Origin of the sequence: Sphingomonas kyeonggiensis, from assembly GCF_030812785.1 — a bacterium.
Classification (GTDB): domain Bacteria; phylum Pseudomonadota; class Alphaproteobacteria; order Sphingomonadales; family Sphingomonadaceae; genus Sphingomonas; species Sphingomonas kyeonggiensis_B.
Genome location: NZ_JAUSTJ010000001.1, coordinates 1,517,352 through 1,536,000, shown reverse-complemented (window position 1 = coordinate 1,536,000; position 18,649 = coordinate 1,517,352). Strand labels below are relative to the sequence as shown.

14 protein-coding genes and 1 tRNA gene are annotated in these 18,649 nt (G+C 68.3%); 7 read left to right on the top strand and 8 right to left on the bottom strand.

Annotated features, from left to right (window positions below; translation table 11 throughout):
- Positions 1-3: 3 nt before the first annotated feature.
- Together J2W22_RS07600 and J2W22_RS07595 are read right to left on the bottom strand one after the other, a co-directional pair.
- Positions 4-1,152, bottom strand: coding sequence for an efflux RND transporter periplasmic adaptor subunit (locus J2W22_RS07600; RefSeq protein ID WP_307117646.1), 1,149 nt, complete (start codon positions 1,150-1,152; stop codon positions 4-6).
- A 76-nt stretch (positions 1,153-1,228) separates the two neighbouring features.
- Positions 1,229-1,618, bottom strand: a complete 390-nt coding sequence (locus J2W22_RS07595) for a hypothetical protein (protein WP_307117645.1) — start codon at positions 1,616-1,618, stop codon at positions 1,229-1,231.
- 65 nt (positions 1,619-1,683) lie between these two features.
- Here J2W22_RS07595 and J2W22_RS07590 point away from each other — a divergent pair, with 65 nt between their 5' ends.
- Positions 1,684-2,085: a MerR family transcriptional regulator gene (locus J2W22_RS07590; RefSeq protein WP_307117644.1), complete on the top strand. Its 402-nt coding sequence runs from the start codon at positions 1,684-1,686 to the stop codon at positions 2,083-2,085.
- 52 nt (positions 2,086-2,137) lie between these two features.
- On the opposite strand, the gene J2W22_RS07585 is transcribed toward J2W22_RS07590, so the two are convergent.
- Positions 2,138-2,213, bottom strand: a tRNA-Thr gene (locus J2W22_RS07585).
- Positions 2,214-2,407: 194 nt separating this feature from the next.
- Between J2W22_RS07585 and J2W22_RS07580 the strand changes: the two genes are divergently transcribed.
- From J2W22_RS07580 to J2W22_RS07555, 6 genes are all read left to right on the top strand, one after another.
- The gene (locus tag J2W22_RS07580; RefSeq protein WP_307117643.1) at positions 2,408-3,685 is read left to right on the top strand and encodes a PAS domain-containing protein; all 1,278 of its coding nucleotides are present in this window, start codon (positions 2,408-2,410) and stop codon (positions 3,683-3,685) included.
- Between the two features lie 240 nt (positions 3,686-3,925).
- Positions 3,926-8,524: an NAD-glutamate dehydrogenase gene (locus J2W22_RS07575; protein WP_307117642.1), complete on the top strand. Its 4,599-nt coding sequence runs from the start codon at positions 3,926-3,928 to the stop codon at positions 8,522-8,524.
- 469 nt (positions 8,525-8,993) lie between these two features.
- Positions 8,994-9,653 (top strand): PepSY-associated TM helix domain-containing protein, encoded by a 660-nt coding sequence (locus tag J2W22_RS07570; RefSeq protein WP_307117641.1) that lies wholly within the window; start codon positions 8,994-8,996, stop codon positions 9,651-9,653.
- Positions 9,654-9,667: 14 nt separating this feature from the next.
- Complete coding sequence (locus J2W22_RS07565) at positions 9,668-10,192, top strand: DUF2271 domain-containing protein (protein ID WP_307117640.1); 525 nt, start codon at positions 9,668-9,670, stop codon at positions 10,190-10,192.
- Between the two features lie 21 nt (positions 10,193-10,213).
- A complete protein-coding gene (locus tag J2W22_RS07560; protein WP_307117639.1) occupies positions 10,214-11,134 on the top strand; it encodes a DUF4198 domain-containing protein in 921 nt (306 codons plus the stop codon).
- 216 nt (positions 11,135-11,350) lie between these two features.
- The gene (locus tag J2W22_RS07555) at positions 11,351-12,235 is read left to right on the top strand and encodes an FAD:protein FMN transferase (protein ID WP_373422962.1); all 885 of its coding nucleotides are present in this window, start codon (positions 11,351-11,353) and stop codon (positions 12,233-12,235) included.
- Between the two features lie 339 nt (positions 12,236-12,574).
- Here the strand turns inward: J2W22_RS07555 and J2W22_RS07550 are convergent, their stop codons facing one another.
- The 5 genes from J2W22_RS07550 to cobT all read right to left on the bottom strand — a co-directional run bounded on the left by J2W22_RS07550 (position 12,575) and on the right by cobT (position 18,622).
- Positions 12,575-13,258, bottom strand: a complete 684-nt coding sequence (locus tag J2W22_RS07550; RefSeq protein ID WP_307117637.1) for a Fe2+-dependent dioxygenase — start codon at positions 13,256-13,258, stop codon at positions 12,575-12,577.
- Positions 13,258-13,974, bottom strand: coding sequence for a tetratricopeptide repeat protein (locus J2W22_RS07545; RefSeq protein ID WP_307117636.1), 717 nt, complete (start codon positions 13,972-13,974; stop codon positions 13,258-13,260). Before J2W22_RS07545 ends, J2W22_RS07550 begins: the two co-directional genes overlap by 1 nt.
- A 12-nt stretch (positions 13,975-13,986) precedes the next feature.
- Entirely contained in the window at positions 13,987-16,416 is a 2,430-nt protein-coding gene (locus J2W22_RS07540) for a TonB-dependent receptor (protein WP_307117635.1), read from the bottom strand.
- Positions 16,417-16,550: 134 nt separating this feature from the next.
- The gene (locus tag J2W22_RS07535; protein WP_307117634.1) at positions 16,551-16,799 is read right to left on the bottom strand and encodes a ribbon-helix-helix domain-containing protein; all 249 of its coding nucleotides are present in this window, start codon (positions 16,797-16,799) and stop codon (positions 16,551-16,553) included.
- Complete coding sequence (gene cobT, locus J2W22_RS07530; protein WP_307117633.1) at positions 16,796-18,622, bottom strand: cobaltochelatase subunit CobT; 1,827 nt, start codon at positions 18,620-18,622, stop codon at positions 16,796-16,798. Before cobT ends, J2W22_RS07535 begins: the two co-directional genes overlap by 4 nt.
- Between the last annotated feature and the right edge of the window lie 27 nt (positions 18,623-18,649).

The following is an 18,649-nucleotide window of genomic DNA, read 5'->3' as shown; positions in this document are numbered from 1 at the left end:
CGCTCAGTCCTCATGCCCGGCTTCGGCGGCACCGAGCGCGGACTTCAGGGTGAAGCTGTTGGTCGCGGCGATCTGCTCGCGCCCGGTGAGGCCCCCGGTCACGACCACCGCGGCACCATCCTGCCGCCCCAGCGTGACGGGCGTGGCGCGGAAGCCGCTATCGGTGCGGACGAACACCATCGCCTTGCCTTCGACGGTCTGCACCGCGGTGGTCGGCACGCGCAGCGCGCCGTCGCCGCCCCCGCCGGGAAGCTGGACGGCGGCATTGACCGTCTCGCCGACGCGCCACGTCCCGCTGCGATTGTCGAGCCGGGCGATGGCCCGCACCAGCCGGGTCTGCGGATCGAGCGCGGGCGATACGAAGCGGATGCTGGCGGTCGCACGCCGGCCGGTTGCGCTGACCTCCACCGGGGCGCCCGGCTTGACGCGCGCGGCATCCGCCGCGGAGAGCGACAGGGTGACGCTCAGCCGGCCGGTATCGGCGATGCGGAACAGCTCGGTCTCGGCCGCATCGGCCATGAACACCTGCCCCAGCGAAGCGCTCCGGGCGACGATCCGGCCCGAGATCGGTGCAGCGACGACGATCCGGTTGAGGCTGGTGCCGCGCACGCCCGAAGCGGCGAGCTGCTGCCGGGCGAGCCGCAGCCCGGTTTCGGCCTGTTCGAAATCGGCGCGCGAGATCTGGACTTCGCGCAGGGGCCGGAACCCGCGCTTGTAGAGCGCTTCGTCGCGGTCGAGCGTGGCGCGGGCCAGCTTCAGCCGCGAGACCGCCTTCTCGACCTCCGCCTGCATCGACGCAGCCTCGCGGCTTTCGAGGACCGCCAGCGTCTCGCCGCGCCGGACCTGATCGCCAAGGTTGCGGGTGAGCGCGACGACCCGGCCCTCGATCGGGGCAGCGACCACGCGGGTCAGGTCGGGATCGCTTTCGATCATGGCGGGGGCCTCGATCGCGCCGCCGGCGCCGCCGAGGGTCGGCCGAACGAGTTCGATGCCCGCCGTCGCGATCTGCTGCGGCGTCAGGGTGACGACGCCTTCCGCCATGTGGCCGGCCTCGGCCTCGGCGTGGTTTTCCGGAGCGCCGGACGGATTTCCCTCGCCCCCACAGGCGGCGAGCGTGAACAGGAGCGGCAATGCCGCAAAGATGCGTTGCATGGTTTCTTCCCTGGATCGGCGGAGAGTCGCGCCGAGCGAGCCTTGAAAATTGACGACGGGCGCGAGGGCCCGAGGGTCAGGCGCGCGGAGGCTCCAGGGCGGGATCGATCATGCGCTTCGCAAGCCGGGACATGCTGGACGCGCTGGGCCTCTCGCCCCTGTTCGTCACCAGAAGGAAGGCCGGGGAAGCAGTGGGGGCGGACAGGCTGTGCCCGTGGCAGGTGGCATGATGATGCGGGAAGGGCTGGTCGCCATCGGCGGGAACCTGATCGGCATCGCCTTCGACGTGCGCGGCGCCCTCGCAGCTGGCCGGGGTCGCACCATAGTTCTCCTGCGCGTGCACGGTCGCCGTCGCCATCAGCGACGACGCCAGCAGGCAAAGGAGCAAGACCCATGCGCGTCGCAGCATCGCCCCCGGCATAGCCGCTGAGGATCGCAATGTCATCGCGCGGCAATCATCGGCCATCGGCATCCCCTGAGTCGGCGCTTCGGGCTCGACCCGTGCACCCTGAAGTGACTAGAGGGTCAAGGATGAAGATCGGCGACCTGGCCCGCGCCACCGGCACCAAGGTGGAGACGATCCGCTATTACGAGGCGGAGGGGCTGATCCCGGCGCCCGCGCGCAACGGCGGCAACTACCGGATCTACGAGCAGCCGCATCTCGACCGGCTGTCCTTCATCCGCCGCTCGCGCGATCTCGGTTTCACGCTGGACCAGGTGCGGACGCTGCTGCGGCTGGCCGACGACCGCGACGCGCCCTGCAGCGAGGTGGACGCGATCACGATCGCCCATGTCGCCGAGATCGACCGCAAGCTGGCGGACCTGCAGGCACTGCGGGAAGAGCTGGTCCGCCGCCTGGAAGGCTGCAAGGGGCCGACGATCGCCGATTGCCGCATCATCGAGGCGCTCTCCCCGCGACGCGTCCCGGCCTGACGCTCGCGACCGTGCGGTGCTGCCCGTCCTTGTTCCAACGCTGTATGGAAAATGGTGCCGCCTACAGGACTCGAACCTGTGACCCCCGCATTACGAATGCGATGCTCTACCAGCTGAGCTAAGGCGGCCAACCGAACGGAAGTGCTTCCACCCCCGAAGGAGCGGCGCGCTTACCAGCATGTTTTGTAGCTGACAAGCGTTGCGAAACCCTTGCCGCCAAAACCTCCGTAAAAGCACCGCCTTTACGCGTCGTTTACCACAGGGCGTGCACAAGCCGTTCTACAAATAAGGGGGCGCGTTCGCCCCGAGTGGAGCATCTGGCATGGACATGGCGCGCGGCAGCAATCACCCGCTCGACTCGAACCCGCGAGGAGAGCCGGACGAGGCCGTCAACGATCGCCCGCTCGAAATCGGCACCGACGAGCGCCGCATGCACGTGCGCGCCTACAACCACTGGGTCTCGCTGCTCCACGGCCGCGCCTATCCGTCGATCGAGGATCTTGATCCGGACAACATCATGGATTTCGGCGCGCACAGCGTGCTGCTCGACTTCTCCAAGGGCGTCGACGATCCGGCGATTCGCTTCCTCGGCCGCGCGCTGCGCGAGGAGACCGGGCTCGACACTTCGATCACCCATGTCGCCCAGGTGCCCAGCCGCTCGCTGCTCTCGCGCCTGACCGACCATTATCTGCAGATCATCGCGAATCGCGCGCCGATCGGCTTCGAGGCCGAGTTCGTCGGCACGCGTGGGCACAACACGCTCTATCGCGGCATCCTGATGCCCTTCTCCTCCGATGAGGACACGATCGACTTCATCTATGGCGTGATCAACTGGAAGGAGCTGGTCGACGCCGAGACCCAGGCCAAGCTGGAAGCCGAAGTCGAGGAAGCCCGCCGCACCGCGCCGCGCAGTCTGGTCGCCGCCCCGGTCTGGGCCGACGGCCCCAGCGCCGGCTTCGCGCCCAGCGCCCCGGCCGAGGAGACGCCCGCCGAATCGCCGGTCCGCGCCGATGCCAGCCTGGCCGACAAGCTGCTGCTCGCCCGCGAATCGGCCGCTGCCGCCCGTGCATCGGACACGCGCAGCCGCTCGGCGCTCTACCGCGCCCTCGCCCGCGCCTATGATTTCGCGCTCGCCGCCGACGAGGATGGCGAGACCTATGCCGAGCTGCTCGCCGATGCCGGCCTCACCGTCCAGGCCCGCGCGCCGATGACCCCGGCCGTGAAGCTCGTCTTCGGCGCCGATTACGACAAGACCCGCGTCACCGAATTCGCCGCGGTGCTCAGCCATGCAAAGCGCGCAGACGTGCCGCAGGGCGGGCTCGACGCATTCCTCGATTCGGCCGAGGGCGGGATCAAGGGCGTGGTGAAGGCCGAGCGCGAATATCGCCGCCCGGCGCCGAAGCCCGACACCTTCGCCCAGATCGCCGCCGAGCTGCGCAGCCGCCCGCCGCTCGCCCATATCGACATCACGGTCGACATGCCGACGAACAGCGAGTTCGTCGTGCTGCTCGCCCGCGCCGGCAAGAAGGGCCTCGATATCGTCGCCCGGGTCGAGGACAGCCCGCTCACCGAACGCGCGGTACGCAAGGCCGCGGCCTGAGCCTGCCTGCATCGCAGTTCCCGTCGTCACCCCCGCGAAAGCGGGGGCCTGTCTCCTGTGCGCGCAACGAATATGCCTGCCGTACTCGCGGATAGGCCGCGAGATGGGTCCCCGCTTTCGCGGGGATGACGGTAACCACCCCGACACTTTCGTGCGCCTTCCGGTCATTCTCCGCAAAATTGTAATTTTCTTGCGCGAGAGTCTTGAGCCGGTCACCGCAGAGGCGTAGGCCTCACTCTCATGAAAAGCATGATGACGTCGCTGACGCAGGCGTTCGAAGCGCGGTTGCTCGAGGGAGCGCTGCCGGGAGAGTTGGAAGATTTCGGCGAGGCCGAGCGCGCGGAGGCGGCGAATTTCGTCGCGGAAGCCGCCGCCATCCGGCCGCCGGATACCGCGAAGGTCGCGCTGGAGACCTTCCAGGGCGAGGAGAGCCGCCGGATGCGGCTCGCCGTCGTCAATGACGACATGCCCTTCCTCGTCGATTCGATCTCGGGCGCGATCGCGACCTACGGCGTTGCCGTTCACCGCATCATCCATCCCGTCATCGCCGTCGAGCGCGAGGCATCGGGCAAGCTCGAATCGATCGGCGCCGGCAAGCGCGAATCGATGATCTATATCGAGATGGACCGTGCCGATGCGCGCGCGCGCCGCAGCCTGGTCGTCGAGCTGGAGCGCACCCTCGCCCAGGTTCGCGACGCCGTGCACGACTGGCGCGCGCTGCAGGGCGCGATGGGCGCGGATGCCGCCACGATCGGCTCGCGCGAAGGTGCGAAGCTGCTCCGCTGGTTCCAGGAAGGCGCGATGACGCTGCTCGGCCACGAGACCTGGCGTACCAATGGCGACGTGTCCGATCAGCTCGGCCTCGCCCGGCACGAACTCGACACGCCGATCCTCGCCGAGGCCTCGCGCAAGGCCGCGATCGACTATTTCAAGAAGGGCGGCGAGGCGCCGCTGCTGCTCAAGTCCAATTCGATCTCGCCGGTCCACCGCCGCGTGCCGCTCGACATCGTCGCGGTGCCGATCACCACCGGCAGCGACGTGACCGGCCTGTCGATCCATGCCGGCCTGTGGACCAGCGCCGCGCTGTTCGCCGATCCCGACGAAGTGCCGGTGCTGCGCGCGCGGCTGGAAGGGCTGGAGCGCAAGTTCGGCTTCGATCCCAAGGGCCATACCGGCAAGGCGATGGCGCACGCGCTCACCGCGCTGCCGCACGACCTCACCACCGCGTTCGATGCCGATTCGCTCGAGCATCTCGTGCTCACCTCGATGTCGGTCGCCGATCGGCCGCGCTCCAAGCTCGCGCTGGTCAAGAGCCTGCTCGGCCGCCATTTGTTCGCGTTCGTCTGGCTGCCGCGCGACGAAGTTACCACCACCCGGCGCGAGGCGGTGGGCGAGCTGCTCGCCGATGCGAGCCACGCCAAGATCATCAACTGGTCGATCGCGCTGGAAGACGGCGAAGTGGCACTGCTGCGCTACACGCTCGATCTGCGCGCCGGCGGCACCATGCCCGATGCCGAGGCGCTCGACCGCCAGCTCGAGCGGATGATGCGCGGCTGGGTGCCGGCGGTGGAAGCCGCCTTGATGGAGGATACCGGGCCGACCGGCGCGACACGGCTCGCGCTGCGCTACGCCCAGGCTTTCCCGCCCGCCTATCGCACCACCAGCACCCCCGAAGAGGCGGCGCGCGACATCCTCTGCTTCGCCAAGCTCGAAGGCCCCGGCGACCGCTCGGCGCGGATCACCGCGATCGACGGCAAGCCCGGCGAATATCGCGTGAAGCTCTACGCCCAGGACGGCGCGCTGGCGCTGTCCGACGCGGTGCCGGCGTTCGAGAATTTCGGCTTCCGCGTGATCGAGGAAGTGCCGACCGCGCTCAGCGGCGGCGCCTTCGTCCATGATTTCGCCGTGGCCGCCACCGGCCTGAGCGGCGACGTCTCGGTGATCGAGGAAGCGCTCGCCGCGGTACTCGAGGGCAATGCCGAGAATGACGCGTTCAACCGGCTGATCGTCGAGAGCGGCATGAAGCCCGCCTCGGTGATCCTGTTCCGCGCCTGGTTCCGCTATCTGCGCCAGACCGGCATGAACTTCGGCATGGCGACGGTGGTCGACGCGCTGCGTCGCGCGCCCAAGGTCGCCAATGCACTGATCGAGCGCTTCGACGCCGCGCACAATCCGGCGCGCGCCGGCGACGAAGCGGCCATCGAGGCGGCATCCGCCGCGATCGAGACCGGCCTCGCCCAGGTCCAGGCGATCGACGACGACCGCATCCTGCGCACCATCCGCGGCGTCGTCCTGGCGACCCTGCGCACCAACGCCTATGCCCCCGCCGCCAAGGAGGCGCTGGCCTTCAAGCTCGACTCCGCCAAGGTGCCGGGCCTGCCCCAGCCGCTCCCCTGGCGCGAGATCTGGGTCTACAGCCCGCGCGTCGAGGGCATCCACCTGCGCGCCGGCCCGGTCGCGCGCGGCGGCCTGCGCTGGTCCGATCGCCGCGACGACTTCCGCACCGAGATCCTCGGCCTGATGAAGGCGCAGCGCGTGAAGAACGCAGTGATCGTGCCGACCGGCGCCAAGGGCGGCTTCTATCCCAAGCAGCTCCCCTCGCCCACCGTGGACCGCGACGCCTGGTTCGCCGAGGGCACCGAGAGCTACCGCATCTTCATCCGCACCCTGTTGTCGATCACCGACAACATCGTCTCGGGCACCGTCGTCCATCCGGACAGCGTCCGCATCCTCGACGGGGACGATCCCTATTTCGTCGTCGCCGCCGACAAGGGCACCGCGACCTTCTCCGACGTCGCCAATGCGATCGCGATCGAGCGCAACTTCTGGCTGGGCGACGCTTTCGCCAGCGGTGGTTCGGTCGGCTATGACCATAAGGCGATGGGCATCACCGCCAAGGGCGCCTGGGTCTCGGTCCGCCGCCACTTCCTCGAGATGGGCACCGACATCCAGTCCGAGCCGGTCACCGTCGCCGGCTGCGGCGACATGTCGGGCGACGTGTTCGGCAACGGCATGCTGCTCAGCAAGTCGATCAAGCTGGTCGCCGCCTTCGACCACCGCCACATCTTCCTCGATCCCGATCCCGATCCGGCAGCATCGTGGAAGGAGCGCGACCGCATGTTCGCGCTGCCCCGGTCGAGCTGGGCGGATTACAACCCCGCGCTGATCTCCAAGGGCGGCGGCGTCTTCCCGCGCACCGAGAAGTCGATCCCGCTTTCGCCCGAAGTCCAGGCGCTGCTCGGCCTCGACGTCGCCGAGATCGACCCGACCTCGCTGATCTCGGCGATCCTCAAGGCCCAGGTCGGGCTGCTCTGGTTCGGCGGCATCGGCACCTACATCAAGGCTGCTTCCGAGAGCCACGGTGATGTCGGCGATCCGGCCAATGACCGCCTCCGCGTCAATGCCGAGCAGCTGCGCTGCAAGGCCGTGGGCGAAGGCGCCAACCTGGGCGTCACCCAGGCTGCGCGCATCGCCTTCGCCTCGCTCGGCGGCCGCATCAACACCGACTTCATCGACAATTCGGCGGGCGTCGACTGCTCGGACAATGAGGTCAACATCAAGATCGCGCTCAACCGCGAGATGATCGAGGGCCGGCTGGAGTTCGAGGATCGCAACCAGCTCCTCGTCTCGATGACCGACGACGTCGCGCACCTGGTGCTCGAGGACAACCGCCTCCAGACGCTCGCGCTCTCCTTCATGGAGAATGACGGCTATGTCGCGCTGCCTTCCTATGTCCGCGTCATCGAGATCCTCGAAGGCTCGGGCCGGCTCGACCGCGCGGTCGAGGGGCTGGCCGGCAACGAGGAGCTGCTGCGCCGCGCCCAGGACAAGCGCGGCCTCACCCGCCCCGAGCTCGCCGTGCTGCTCGCCTCGACCAAGCTGGCGCTGCAGGACGCGATCGAGCACACCGCGCTCGGCCAGGATCCGGCGCTGGAGAGCGACCTGTGCAATGCCTTCCCCAAGGCGATGCAGGCGCGCTTCGGCAAGGCGATCGAAGAACATCGCCTGCGCGGCGAGATCGTCGCCACCAAGCTCGCCAACCGCGTGGTGAACCGCCTCGGCGTGCTCCACCCGTTCGAGTTGGCCGAGGAGGAAGGCGCGGCGATGGCCGATATCGCGGCGATGTTCGTCGTCGCCGAGCGGCTGTTCTGCCTGCCCGCCTTGTGGGAAGCGGTCGAGACCGCGGCGATCTCCGAAGGCGCGCGCATCGCGTTGCTCGACGAGATGGCGGTCGCGGTGCGCGGCCAGGTCGCTGACCTGCTGCGCGTCACCCCGCCGGGCGCCAGCCCGGCCGAGGTGATCGCCCGCCTCAAGCCCGGCATCGATGCACTCGACAAGGCTGCCAAGGGGCTCCTGTTGGACGAGGTCAAGGCGCAGTCGAACCGCATCTCGTCGCGGCTCGAAGCCGCCGGCGCGCCCAGCGAGCTGGTCGCCAAAGTGGTCAAGCTGTTCGAGCTGGACGGCGCGGTCGGCCTGGCCGATCTCAGCGTCCGCCTCGGCGTCGAGGTTACCCCGCTCACCCGCGCCTTCACTTCGCTCGGCCAGGCGCTCGGGCTCGACTGGGCCCAGTCGACGGCCGCGCGCATCACCACCGGCGATGTGTGGGAGCGGCTGCTGATCGCCGGCCTCGCCCGCGACTTCCAGCAGATCCGGCTCGACTTCCTCAGCCGCGGCCAGAAGGGCGTGCCGCAGGAAGCGGTCGATGCCTGGCTCGCCGCCAATGCCGGCCGGGTCGAGCAGTTCGCCGCCCTGGTCCGCCGCGCGCGCCAGTCGGCGGTGCCCAATGCCGCGATGCTCGCCCAGATCGCCGGCCAGGCCCGCGTGCTGCTCGGCCGCTAAGCCAAGCTACGGGCAAAGAAAAACCCGGCCGGTCCTTGCGACCGGCCGGGTTTTTCATGCCCCGAAGACTCAGGCTTCGTCGGGTCGCCGCACCGCCGGGGTGCTCCGTAGGATGAGGTACATGCCTCCCAGACAGGCCGAAACCCCGACCACGCAAACCACCGCAAGACCAAGATACAGTGCCGACATCCAGTCCTCCCAAGTCTTTATCTGGAAGGATGCTGCGTAATTTCTTGGAACACGGCAAGAAACATTCGTCGCTGCACTGCGGCGCATCTTTGCTGCATTAGCGAGAAACGCCTTGGATTCCATGCCATTGGGGCATTGGACTCTGGGCCATCTTTTTCCGCTGCGCCCAGCCTCCGCACGGCGCGGAATCGATCCCCCCCGGCACCCGCATCAGGTTTGCAATTGCGAATCGTTCGCGTTATCCGACCGAGATCGAATCGTTCGGAACCACCCACCCAAAATGCACGCCCCCACCGCCCAGGCAGAAGAACTGGCCAAGGCCAAAGCCAAGCGCGCCCGCAAGAGCTTCTGGCTGAAGCAGCTGCACACCTGGCACTGGATGAGCTCGGCGATCAGCCTTGTCGGCCTGCTGCTGTTCGCGATCACCGGCTTCACGCTCAACCATGCCGCCGAGATCGAGGCCTCGCCCAAGTCGGTCGACCGTGCCGTCCAACTGCCCGCGCCTTTGCTCGCCAAGGTGAAGGCCGACGACCAGCCGGACAGCAAGAAGCCGATCCCGGCCGATGTCGCCAAATGGGTGCAGGACCAGGTGAAGATCGACGCGAGCGGCACCGCCGAATGGTCGGCCGGTGAGATCTACCTCGCCAAGCCGCGCCCGGGTGGCGACGCCTGGATCTCGATCGACCGCGATACCGGCGCGGTGACCAGCGAAGTCAGCTCGCGCGGCTGGGTCGCCTATCTGAACGACCTCCACAAGGGCCGCAACGCCGGCACCGCCTGGAAGTGGTTCATCGACATCTTCGTCTTCGCCTGCATCGTCTTCACGCTCACCGGGCTGGTGCTGCTGTGGATGCATTCGAAGCATCGCAAGAGCACCTGGCCGATCGTCATCGCCGGCCTCGTCATCCCGGCGCTCATCGCCATTTTCCTGATCCACTAGGGGAGCCCAAATCCATGCAGTATCGCATCACCGGCCTCACGCTCGCGGCGATCGGCGCGGGCCTGCCCGGCGCCGCCGGCGCTCAGACGCTCGATCTGTCGGTCACCATCCCGCAGCTCCGCGTCGCCGAATATCACAAGCCCTATGTCGCGATCTGGCTGGAGAAGGAGGGCGCCGCCCCGCGCACGCTCCAGGTCTGGTATGATTTCGACGGGCGCAGCGCCGAGGGCGCCGGCACCAAGTGGCTGCGCGACATGCGCCAATGGTGGCGCGTGGTCGGCCGCGGCATGACCTTCCCGGCGGACGGCGTCACCGGCGCCACCAAGGGCGCGGGCACGCACAAGATCGCGCTGGCCGGCGGCAAGGGCGGCCTGCCTGCGCTCGCCCCCGGCAACTACAAGCTGCTGGTCGAGGCCGCGCGCGAAGTCGGCGGCCGCGAGGTCGTCACCGTGCCCTTCACCTGGAACGGCAAGGCCGTCACCGCCAGCGCCAAGGGCGCGAGCGAGCTCGGCGCCGTCACCGTCTCGATCAAGCGCTGATCTCTCAGGGGGAATAGAGCAATGAACTTCCGCAAGCCGCTTCTCGCCGCAGCCGCCGTCATCGCGATCGCCGCCCCGGCCGCCATCGCCCACCGCCAGTGGATGCTGCCCAGCTCGACCACCGTCTCTGGCACCGACAATTGGGTGACCGTCGACGCCGCGGTGTCGAACGACCTGTTCTTCTTCGATCACCAGCCGATGCGCGCCGTGCCGGTGGTGACCCAGCCCGACGGCACCGAGGGCAAGGTCGAGAACCACAATGTCGGCAAGTTCCGCGCGACCTTCGACCTGCACCTCACCCAGCAGGGCACCTACAAGGTCGCCGTGGTCAACGAAGGCGTGTTCGGCAGCTATGTGCTGAACGGCGAGCGCAAGATGCTGCCGCGCGGCACCAACACCGCCAATCTCGCCGCGGCGATTCCCGCCGGTGCCACCGACGTCCAGACTGCCGAGAATGTCTCGCGCAACGAGATCTTCATCACCCAGGGCGCGCCGACCAACACCGTGTTCAAGACCAGCGGCAAGGGCATCGAGCTGGTGCCGGTCACCCACCCGAACGACCTAGTCACCAATGAGCCCGGCAACTTCCAGTTCCTCAAGAACGGCAAGCCCGGCGCCGGCCTCACCGTCACGGTGATCCCGGGCGGCATCCGCTACCGCGACGCGCTGCACGAGCAGATCCTCAAGACCGATGCCGAGGGCAAGGTCTCGATCAAATGGGGCCAGCCCGGCATGTACTGGGTGATGGTCAACGAGGGCGGCGAGCGGCCCGAGGGCCCGGGTGCCGGCGGTCCGCGTCCGCAGGGCGCTCCGGGCGGCGGCCAGGGCGCGGCGCCGGCGGGTGGTCCGCAGGCAGGCCCGGGTGGCCCCGGCGGCCGTCCGATGGGCCCGGTCCGCGCCCGCGTGAGCTATGTCACCACGCTCGAAGTGCTGGCGCCGTAAAGCCATTCCGTCATTCCCCTTTCTCGTCATCCCGGCGAAGGCGGGGATCCAGAGTCACAAGCGAGCCGCTATTTGGCTCTGGATCCCCGCCTTCGCGGGGATGACGGTGAAGAAGTGAACGCCGAACCCCGCATAGCCATCCCCCCCGCCCTCTCCCCGGCGGCATTTCATCGCCGCCAGGCGGGCGCCCCGGTCGTCGCCTGCGCCGGCCAGACCATGGGCACCAGCTGGTCCGCCCGCATCGTCGCTGCGCCCGAGGGCGTGGCCGGCGCCATCCAGGCCGAGCTCGACCGCGTCGTCGCCGAGATGAGCCACTGGGCGCCGGACTCCGATCTCTCGCGCTTCAACCGCAGCACCCCCGGTCGCTGGCAGCCCCTGCCGATCGGCTTCGCGCATGTCCTAGCCGCCGCGCTCGACGTGGCGGAGAAGAGCGATGGCGCCTTCGATCCCGCGATGGGCGCGCTGGTCGATCTCTGGGGCTTCGGCCCGCCCGGCCCGCGCGAGGGTCTGCCGGGCGACAGCGAGATCGCCGCCGCCCGCGCCCTTTCCGGCCGCGCCCATGTCGAGCAGGACGACCGCCGCGCCCGCCGCACCGCCGAGGCGAGACTCGATTTCTCCGGTATCGCCAAGGGCCACGGCGTCGACCGCGTCTCCGAGATGCTCCGCAGCATGGGGCTGCGCGATTTCCTGGTCGAGGTCGGCGGTGAGCTGCGCGGCGAGGGCATCAAGCCGGACGGTCAGCCCTGGTGGGTCGATCTCGAGGCACCGCCCGGCAGCCGCCTCGCCCCGATCCGCGCCGCGCTGCACGGCCTGTCGGTCGCCACCTCGGGCGACTATCGCCGCAGCTTCGCCCATGCCGGCCGCGCCTATGCCCACACAATCGACCCACGCACCGGCCGCCCGCTCGACGATGGCGTGGCGTCGGTAACCGTGCTGCACCCGATCTGCATGCTCGCCGATGCCTGGGCGACGGCGCTCAGCGTGCTGGGCCCGGACGGCATGGCGCTGGCGGAACGCGAGGGCCTCGCGGCGCACATGGCAGTGCGCGACGGCGCGGGCTTCACCGAGCATCTCTCCCCCGCACTGCAGGCGATGCTCTAGCCTCCAACCCAATCGTCGTCCCGGCGCCCACCAATCGCCGTCCCGCCCCCAAACCGTCATCCCGGCGAAAGCCGGGATCTCGTGCGGCTCCTTCCCCGCGCCATCGCCTGAGATCCCGGCTTTCGCCGGGATGACGACTAGGTTGCAAAATAGGATTTCGCCTGCTTGGCTCCCGCAGCCGAGCCCCCGCCCGGCCGCTCCTTGACCCGGTAGGAAAGATAGGATCACGCCTGCGCAAGCATGTTGCGCACCAGGCTCGTGGCGAGGCTCACTGGCAGGAACTTAGTGAACTTCCGCGCGCAAAAACCCGCCTTTGGCGTGTACTTCGTGGACTTTGGCTCAGGCGTCGGCCCAGCGGCGCAGGAGATTGTGGTACACGCCGGTCAGCTCGATCACCGATCGGTCGTCATTGCCCAGCGTGCCGACCAGCCGCTGCACCGCCTGGTCCGTCTCGAACAGGATGCGCCGCGCGCTGTCGTCGCGGACCATCGACTGGATCCAGAAGAAGCTCGCCACCCGGCGCCCGCGCGTCACCGGCGCCACCCGGTGCAGGCTCGACGAGGGATAGAGGATCGCGTGCCCCGCCGGCAGCTTGACCGATTGCACGCCGAACTGGCCCTCGATCAGCAGCTCGCCGCCGTCATAGGCCGCGGGATCCTCGAGGAAGACGGTCATCGACAGGTCGCTGCGGATGCGGAACTCGGTGCCGCGCTGGATGCGCACGGCATTGTCGACATGGGTGTCGAACTTCTGCCCGCCGCCATAGCGGTTGAACAGCGGCGGGAAGACCTTGAGCGGCAGCGCGGCGGCGAAGAACAGCGGCGACTTGCCCAGCGCGTCGAGCACCATCGCCCCGGCCCGGCGATGCGCCTCGCTGCCCTCGGGCAACTGCTCGTTCTGCTTGGCGAGCGCCGATTGCGCGCCCGAGGTGGCGTTGCCGTCCACCCATTCCGCCGCGTCGATGATGCCGCGCAGCTCGGCCACCTGCGCTGGCGAGAACAGCTCGGGGATGGCGATCAGCATCAGCGTTCCTTCAGCAAGGCGGCGGTGCCTTCGGTGCGCAGGCGCACGTCCGGGACCTGGGCCAGCCAGGCAAGCGCCTTGTCGCGGAACACGGGCTTGGCCTCCGCCCCGCACCGCTCGATCCACAGCAACGCGCCGTCGATGTCGCCCGCCTCGGCGAGCATCCGGGCATGGTTGAACATGCCGCGGAAGTCTCCGCCCTCCGCCGCCCGGGCATAGCAGGCCGCCGCCGCCGCCATGTCGCGCGGCACGATCGTGCCTTCCTCATGGAAGCTGCCGACGAAGTTGGCGGATTTGGCGTGCCCCATCGCGGCAGCCTTCTCGAACCAGCCGAGCGCGGCCGCCTTGTCCTGGGTCAAGCCGGACCCGAGCGCCAGCGCCGAGCCGTAATTGTACATGCCCCAGTCGAGCCCGGCCTCGGCAGCGACACGGAAGCACTCCGCCGCGCGCAGCTTGTCCACCGGCGTGCCCCAGCCAAGGTCATAGCAGCGCCCCAGCATGTTGAGCCCCATCGCATGGCCCTGCTGCGCCGCCTTCCAGAACCAGCCGAACGCCTCGGCCGGCTTCTGCTGGTCGAGCAGCATCTGGCCAAGCACCGCCTGCGCCTCTGCCAGGCCGGCCTGTGCCCCTTCGCGAATCAACGCCGCCCGCGCCTCCGGCGAACCGGAGAGGCGGGCGGCGATGTCTTCGCTCGACAGTCGATCGAGCTGCGTCATGCCTTGGCTATATCAGAACTTGTAGCTCAGCGTCAGGACAGCCGACCGGCCGTCGCCCGGGGTCGCCCAGCCATTATTGGCGCGGATGCGGGTGTAGTAGAGCTTGTCGCCGATGTTCTTGACGTTGAGCTGCGCCTGCAGCGCATGGGTGATGTCGTACGCCAGCGTCAGATTGTGGACGAGATAGGACTTCGAATAGAGCACCGGCGTCAGCGTCGAGCTGCCCGCCACCAGCGGCGTCGTCAGCGCCGGCAGGTTGATCGCGAACCGGCCCTGATAGGTCGCGCCATAGCCGACGGTGAGGCCGAACGGGAAGCTGTAGGCGGTATAGATGCTGCCGGAATGCTTCGGCGTCTGGTTGAGCGCCGCGCCCTTTGCGGGGTCCAGCACCGCGGTCGAGTTGCCGCAGGGATTGGTGATCGTCGTCACCCCGCCGACCGTCGTCGAAACCGGGCCGGGACGCGCGATGCACTCGTTGGAGAGCGACTGGATCAGCTTGCTCTTGAGATAGGTGTAGTTCGCGGTGATCTGCCACGCCGAGGTGATGTGGCCGGTGGCGCCCAGCGCGATGCCGTCGACCCGCGAGTGGCCGTCGAGCTGCTGGTCCGGCACGGTCGGGTCGTTCGAGGCGACCTTGTAGCTGTCGCGATCGGTGCGGAACAGCGCGGCGGTGAGCAGCAGGCCGCCATGGAACAGCTCGGCCTTGCCGCCGATCTCGTAGTTCTTGGCGCCTTCCGGCTTGACGTTGCAGGTCTGCGACGCGCCCGTTGCCGAGCAGCTGCCGTTGACCGTGCTCTGCGACGGGGTCTTGGAGTTGCCATAGGCGACATAGAGGCTGACCGCCTCGACCGGCTTGTAGACGGCGCCGATCCGGTAGGAGAACAGGCTGTCGCGGTTGCCGGTCCGGGTCACCGCCGTGATCTGGCCGAGCGCCGCGCCGCTGGTCGCGATGGTATAGGCGGTGTTCTCGCCGATGTTGCGCTCCCAGCGCACGCCGCCGTTGAGCTCGAAATGGTTCGACAGCTTCATCGTGTCGAACAGGTAGACCGCCTTGTTGGCGATCTCGGCATGGCTCCGCGAGCCGACGATGAAGTTCACCGGGCCGCTATAGACGTTGCGGTCGTTGAGGTTCGGATCGTTCCACGCATAGGGCGGGATGGTGACGGTCGCACCGTTGGCGGCGCGCTGCGAATTGCCCGAGCGCAGGTCATAGAACTCCCGCGACATCGAGAAGCCCAGGTCGAAGCTGTGCTCGATGCCGAAGGTGTCGAACGTCCCCTTGAGGTCGGTCTGGTTGTAGATGATCTGGTTGCGGGTATCGCGGGTGTTGCCGCGCGAGCCGCCGCTCGGCGTGAACAGCCCCGGCGTGGTGCAGGCCAGGCCCGCCGCGGTGAAGCCGCTCGGCAGGCAGAAGGTGCCCTCGGGACCGTCGGCGATCGAGTATTGCTCGACGTCCTGATAGCGGGTGAGGTTGCGCAGCGAGATCGTGCTGCTCAGCTCATGCTCGATGATCGCCGTCGCCTGGTCGAGATTGCTGTCCTGCTTGTCGAGGTTGCGGAAGCCGTAATAGCCGCTGCGGCTGGTGCCGGGCACCTGGCCGGTGAACCCATTGGTCACGCTGCTGACATAGGGCACGCCGAACTGCGGGATGTTGTTGTCCTCCTGGTGGAGGTAGATCAGCGTCAGCTTGGTCGGGCCGCCCAGGCCGAAGGTGACCGAGGGCATCACGCCCCAGCGCTTGGCATTTTCGACTTCGCGGCCGGGCACGTCATTGTGGTGGTACATGGCGTTCAGGCGAACGCCGACGCTATCGCTCAGCTTGCGCTCGATATCGGCAGTGGCGCGGTAGTAATCGTCGGTGCCGACGCCGGCCTGCACGACCGAATGATCCCGGCCGGTCGGGCGCTTGCTGACCAGGTTGATGTTGCCGGCGACCGAGCCGCCGCCCGAATAGACCGAGTTCGAGCCGTTGGTGACTTCGATCTGCTCGATGTTGAAATTGTCCGAGCGGGTATATTGCGCGCTGTCGCGGACGTTATCGACCGTGATGTCGTTGTTGGCGCTGAAGCCGCGCAGGTTGATGCTGTCGCCATAGCCGCTGCCGCCCTCGCCGGCGCCGAAGGTGATGCCCGGCACCGTCGCCAGCGCATCGCGCAGCGACAGGATGTTCTGCTGCTCCATCACCTCGGCGGTAATCACGGTCACCGTCTGCGGCGTGTCGCGCAGCGGACGCGTGTTCTTCGGGCTTTCCTGCTTCGGCTGATAGATCTGGCCGTTGACCGTGATGTGATCCTGCCCGGCACGGTCCTGATCGTCCTCGGCCGCGGCGGGAGTCTTGGCATCGGGGCCATCGGTCGCGGCATGGGCGGGCGCGCTGGCGACGAAGCCGACACAGGCGAGCGCGAGGAAAGCAGGCGCTGCGGCGCCGTTCGAAAGATTCACTGGGTAACCCCCTTAGCGGATTGTTTCGCCGCCAGCTATTGCGAGGCGTTCTCAGAGTCAATGCTAATGAGAGCGGTTCGCAACTTTGTCGCGAAATTGTTGCAAACCGTTACCGCCGGGTCTGCATGGGGAGGTCAGGCGCGCGGTTGCGCCAGCAGCCAGGTCCGAATTGCGCTGGCCAGATTGGGCGGGTCCTCGCCCTGGATCCGGGCGTGGTCGATCGCCGCGACCAGCGCGTTGAGCGGCAGCGACCGTTTGGCGGCAGCCGCTTCGAGCGCATCCCAGAACAGTGGCTCAAGGCTGATCGAGGTCTGGTGCCCGGCAATGGTGACCGACCGCTTGACCGGCCCCTCGAAACCGCCAGGGGGCGGCTCGACCTTCATTCCGTATCGAACAGCGCCGCCAGCTGCTCGACCATCGTGCCGGCGAGTTGCTCGGCATCCATGATCGTCACGGCGCGCTGATAGTAGCGGGTGACGTCGTGGCCGATGCCGATCGCGACCAGCTCGACCGGGGAGCGTGTCTCGATCCAGCCGATCACCTGGCGCAGGTGGCGCTCGAGATAGGAACCCGAGTTCACCGACAGGGTGGAATCATCGACCGGTGCACCATCGGAGATCACCATCAGGATCTTGCGATCCTCGCTGCGGCCGATCAGCCGCTGGTGCGCCCAGAGCAGCGCCTCGCCGTCGATATTCTCCTTGAGCAGCCCCTCGCGCATCATCAGCCCGAGCGATTTCTTGGCCCGGCGCCACGGCTCGTCGGCCTGCTTGTAGACGATGTGGCGGATGTCGTTGAGGCGGCCGGGCTGGGCCGGGCGGCCGTCGGCCAGCCATTTCTCGCGGCTCTGCCCGCCCTTCCAGGCACGGGTGGTGAAGCCGAGGATTTCGGTCTTCACCCCAACGCGCTCCAGCGTGCGCGCCATGATGTCGGCGCTGATCGCCGCGATCGAGATCGGCCGCCCGCGCATCGAGCCCGAATTGTCGATCAGCAAAGTCACCACCGTGTCCTTGAACTCGGTGTCCTTCTCGCTCTTGTATGAGAGCGACAGCATCGGATTGACGACGATGCGGGCCAGCCGGGCGGCATCGAGGATGCCCTCTTCCTGGTCGAAGTCCCAGCTGCGGTTCTGCTGTGCCATCAGCCGGCGCTGGAGCCGGTTGGCGAGCTTGGTCACCGCACCCTGGAGATGGACGAGCTGCTGGTCGAGATAGGAGCGGAGGCGATCCAGCTCCTCGGTGTCGCACAGATCGGTAGCGGCGACGACCTCGTCGAACTGGGTGGTGTAGGGCCTGTATTCGAACTGCGGCGGCAGGTCGCTCCACGGACGGTTCGGGCGGACGGGCATCATGCCCTCCTCGCCTTCGTCACCGGGCTCGCCGTCGCCATCCTCCATCGCGTCGGACTGCTGCTGCTCGCCTTCCTCGCCCTGGTCGGACTCGCGCTGCTCGCCGCGCGCCTCGGCCTGGCCCTCGCTCTGGCTCGACTCGCTCTCGCCTTCCTCGTCGCCGGGCTGTTCCTGGTCGTCGGTGCCCTCGTCCTCGCCGCCGCCCTCATCGGCTTCGTCGGGGAGGAGATCGCCCTCGGTCAGCTCGAGGTCCTGGAGCAGCTTCGAGGTGAGCGAGGCAAAGGCCCGCTGGTCGTCGATCGCCAGCGCCAGCGCGTCGAGGTCCGAGCCGGCGCGCTCCTCGATCCAGTCGCGGATCAGCGCCATGCCGAGCGCCGCGGCAGCCGGCGACTCGCGGCCGGTCAACCGCTCGCGGACCATCAGGCCGAGCGCGGTAGAAAGCGGCACTTCCTCGCGGTTGCGCGCCCGGTTGATCGGGTCGGCCCGCAGCTTGAGCTCGAGCGCATGTTCGAGATTGGCGGCGATGCCGGCATAGCCGCGCGAGCCCAGCGCCTCGACCCGCGCCGTCTCGACCGCGTCGAACACCGCGCGCGCCACCGGCTCCTTGGGCGCGCTCCTCAGGTGGAGCGCATTGTCGTGGTGGCGCATGCGCAGCGCGAAGCTGTCGGCAAAGCCGCGCGCCTCGGCGACTTCCTCGGCGGGCAGGCCGCGCGACGGCGCCGGCACCTTGATCTGGCGCCCATCCTGGCGTGGCGCCTCACCGGTGAAGCTCAGTTCGGCCTCGCGCTCGCCCGAAAGCGCGCGGGCGGTGCCGCCAAGGACGTTGCGGAACCGGTCGAGAGGAGAGTCGGCAGCCATGTTTCCGCTTTGGGAAGCTTGGCCGCT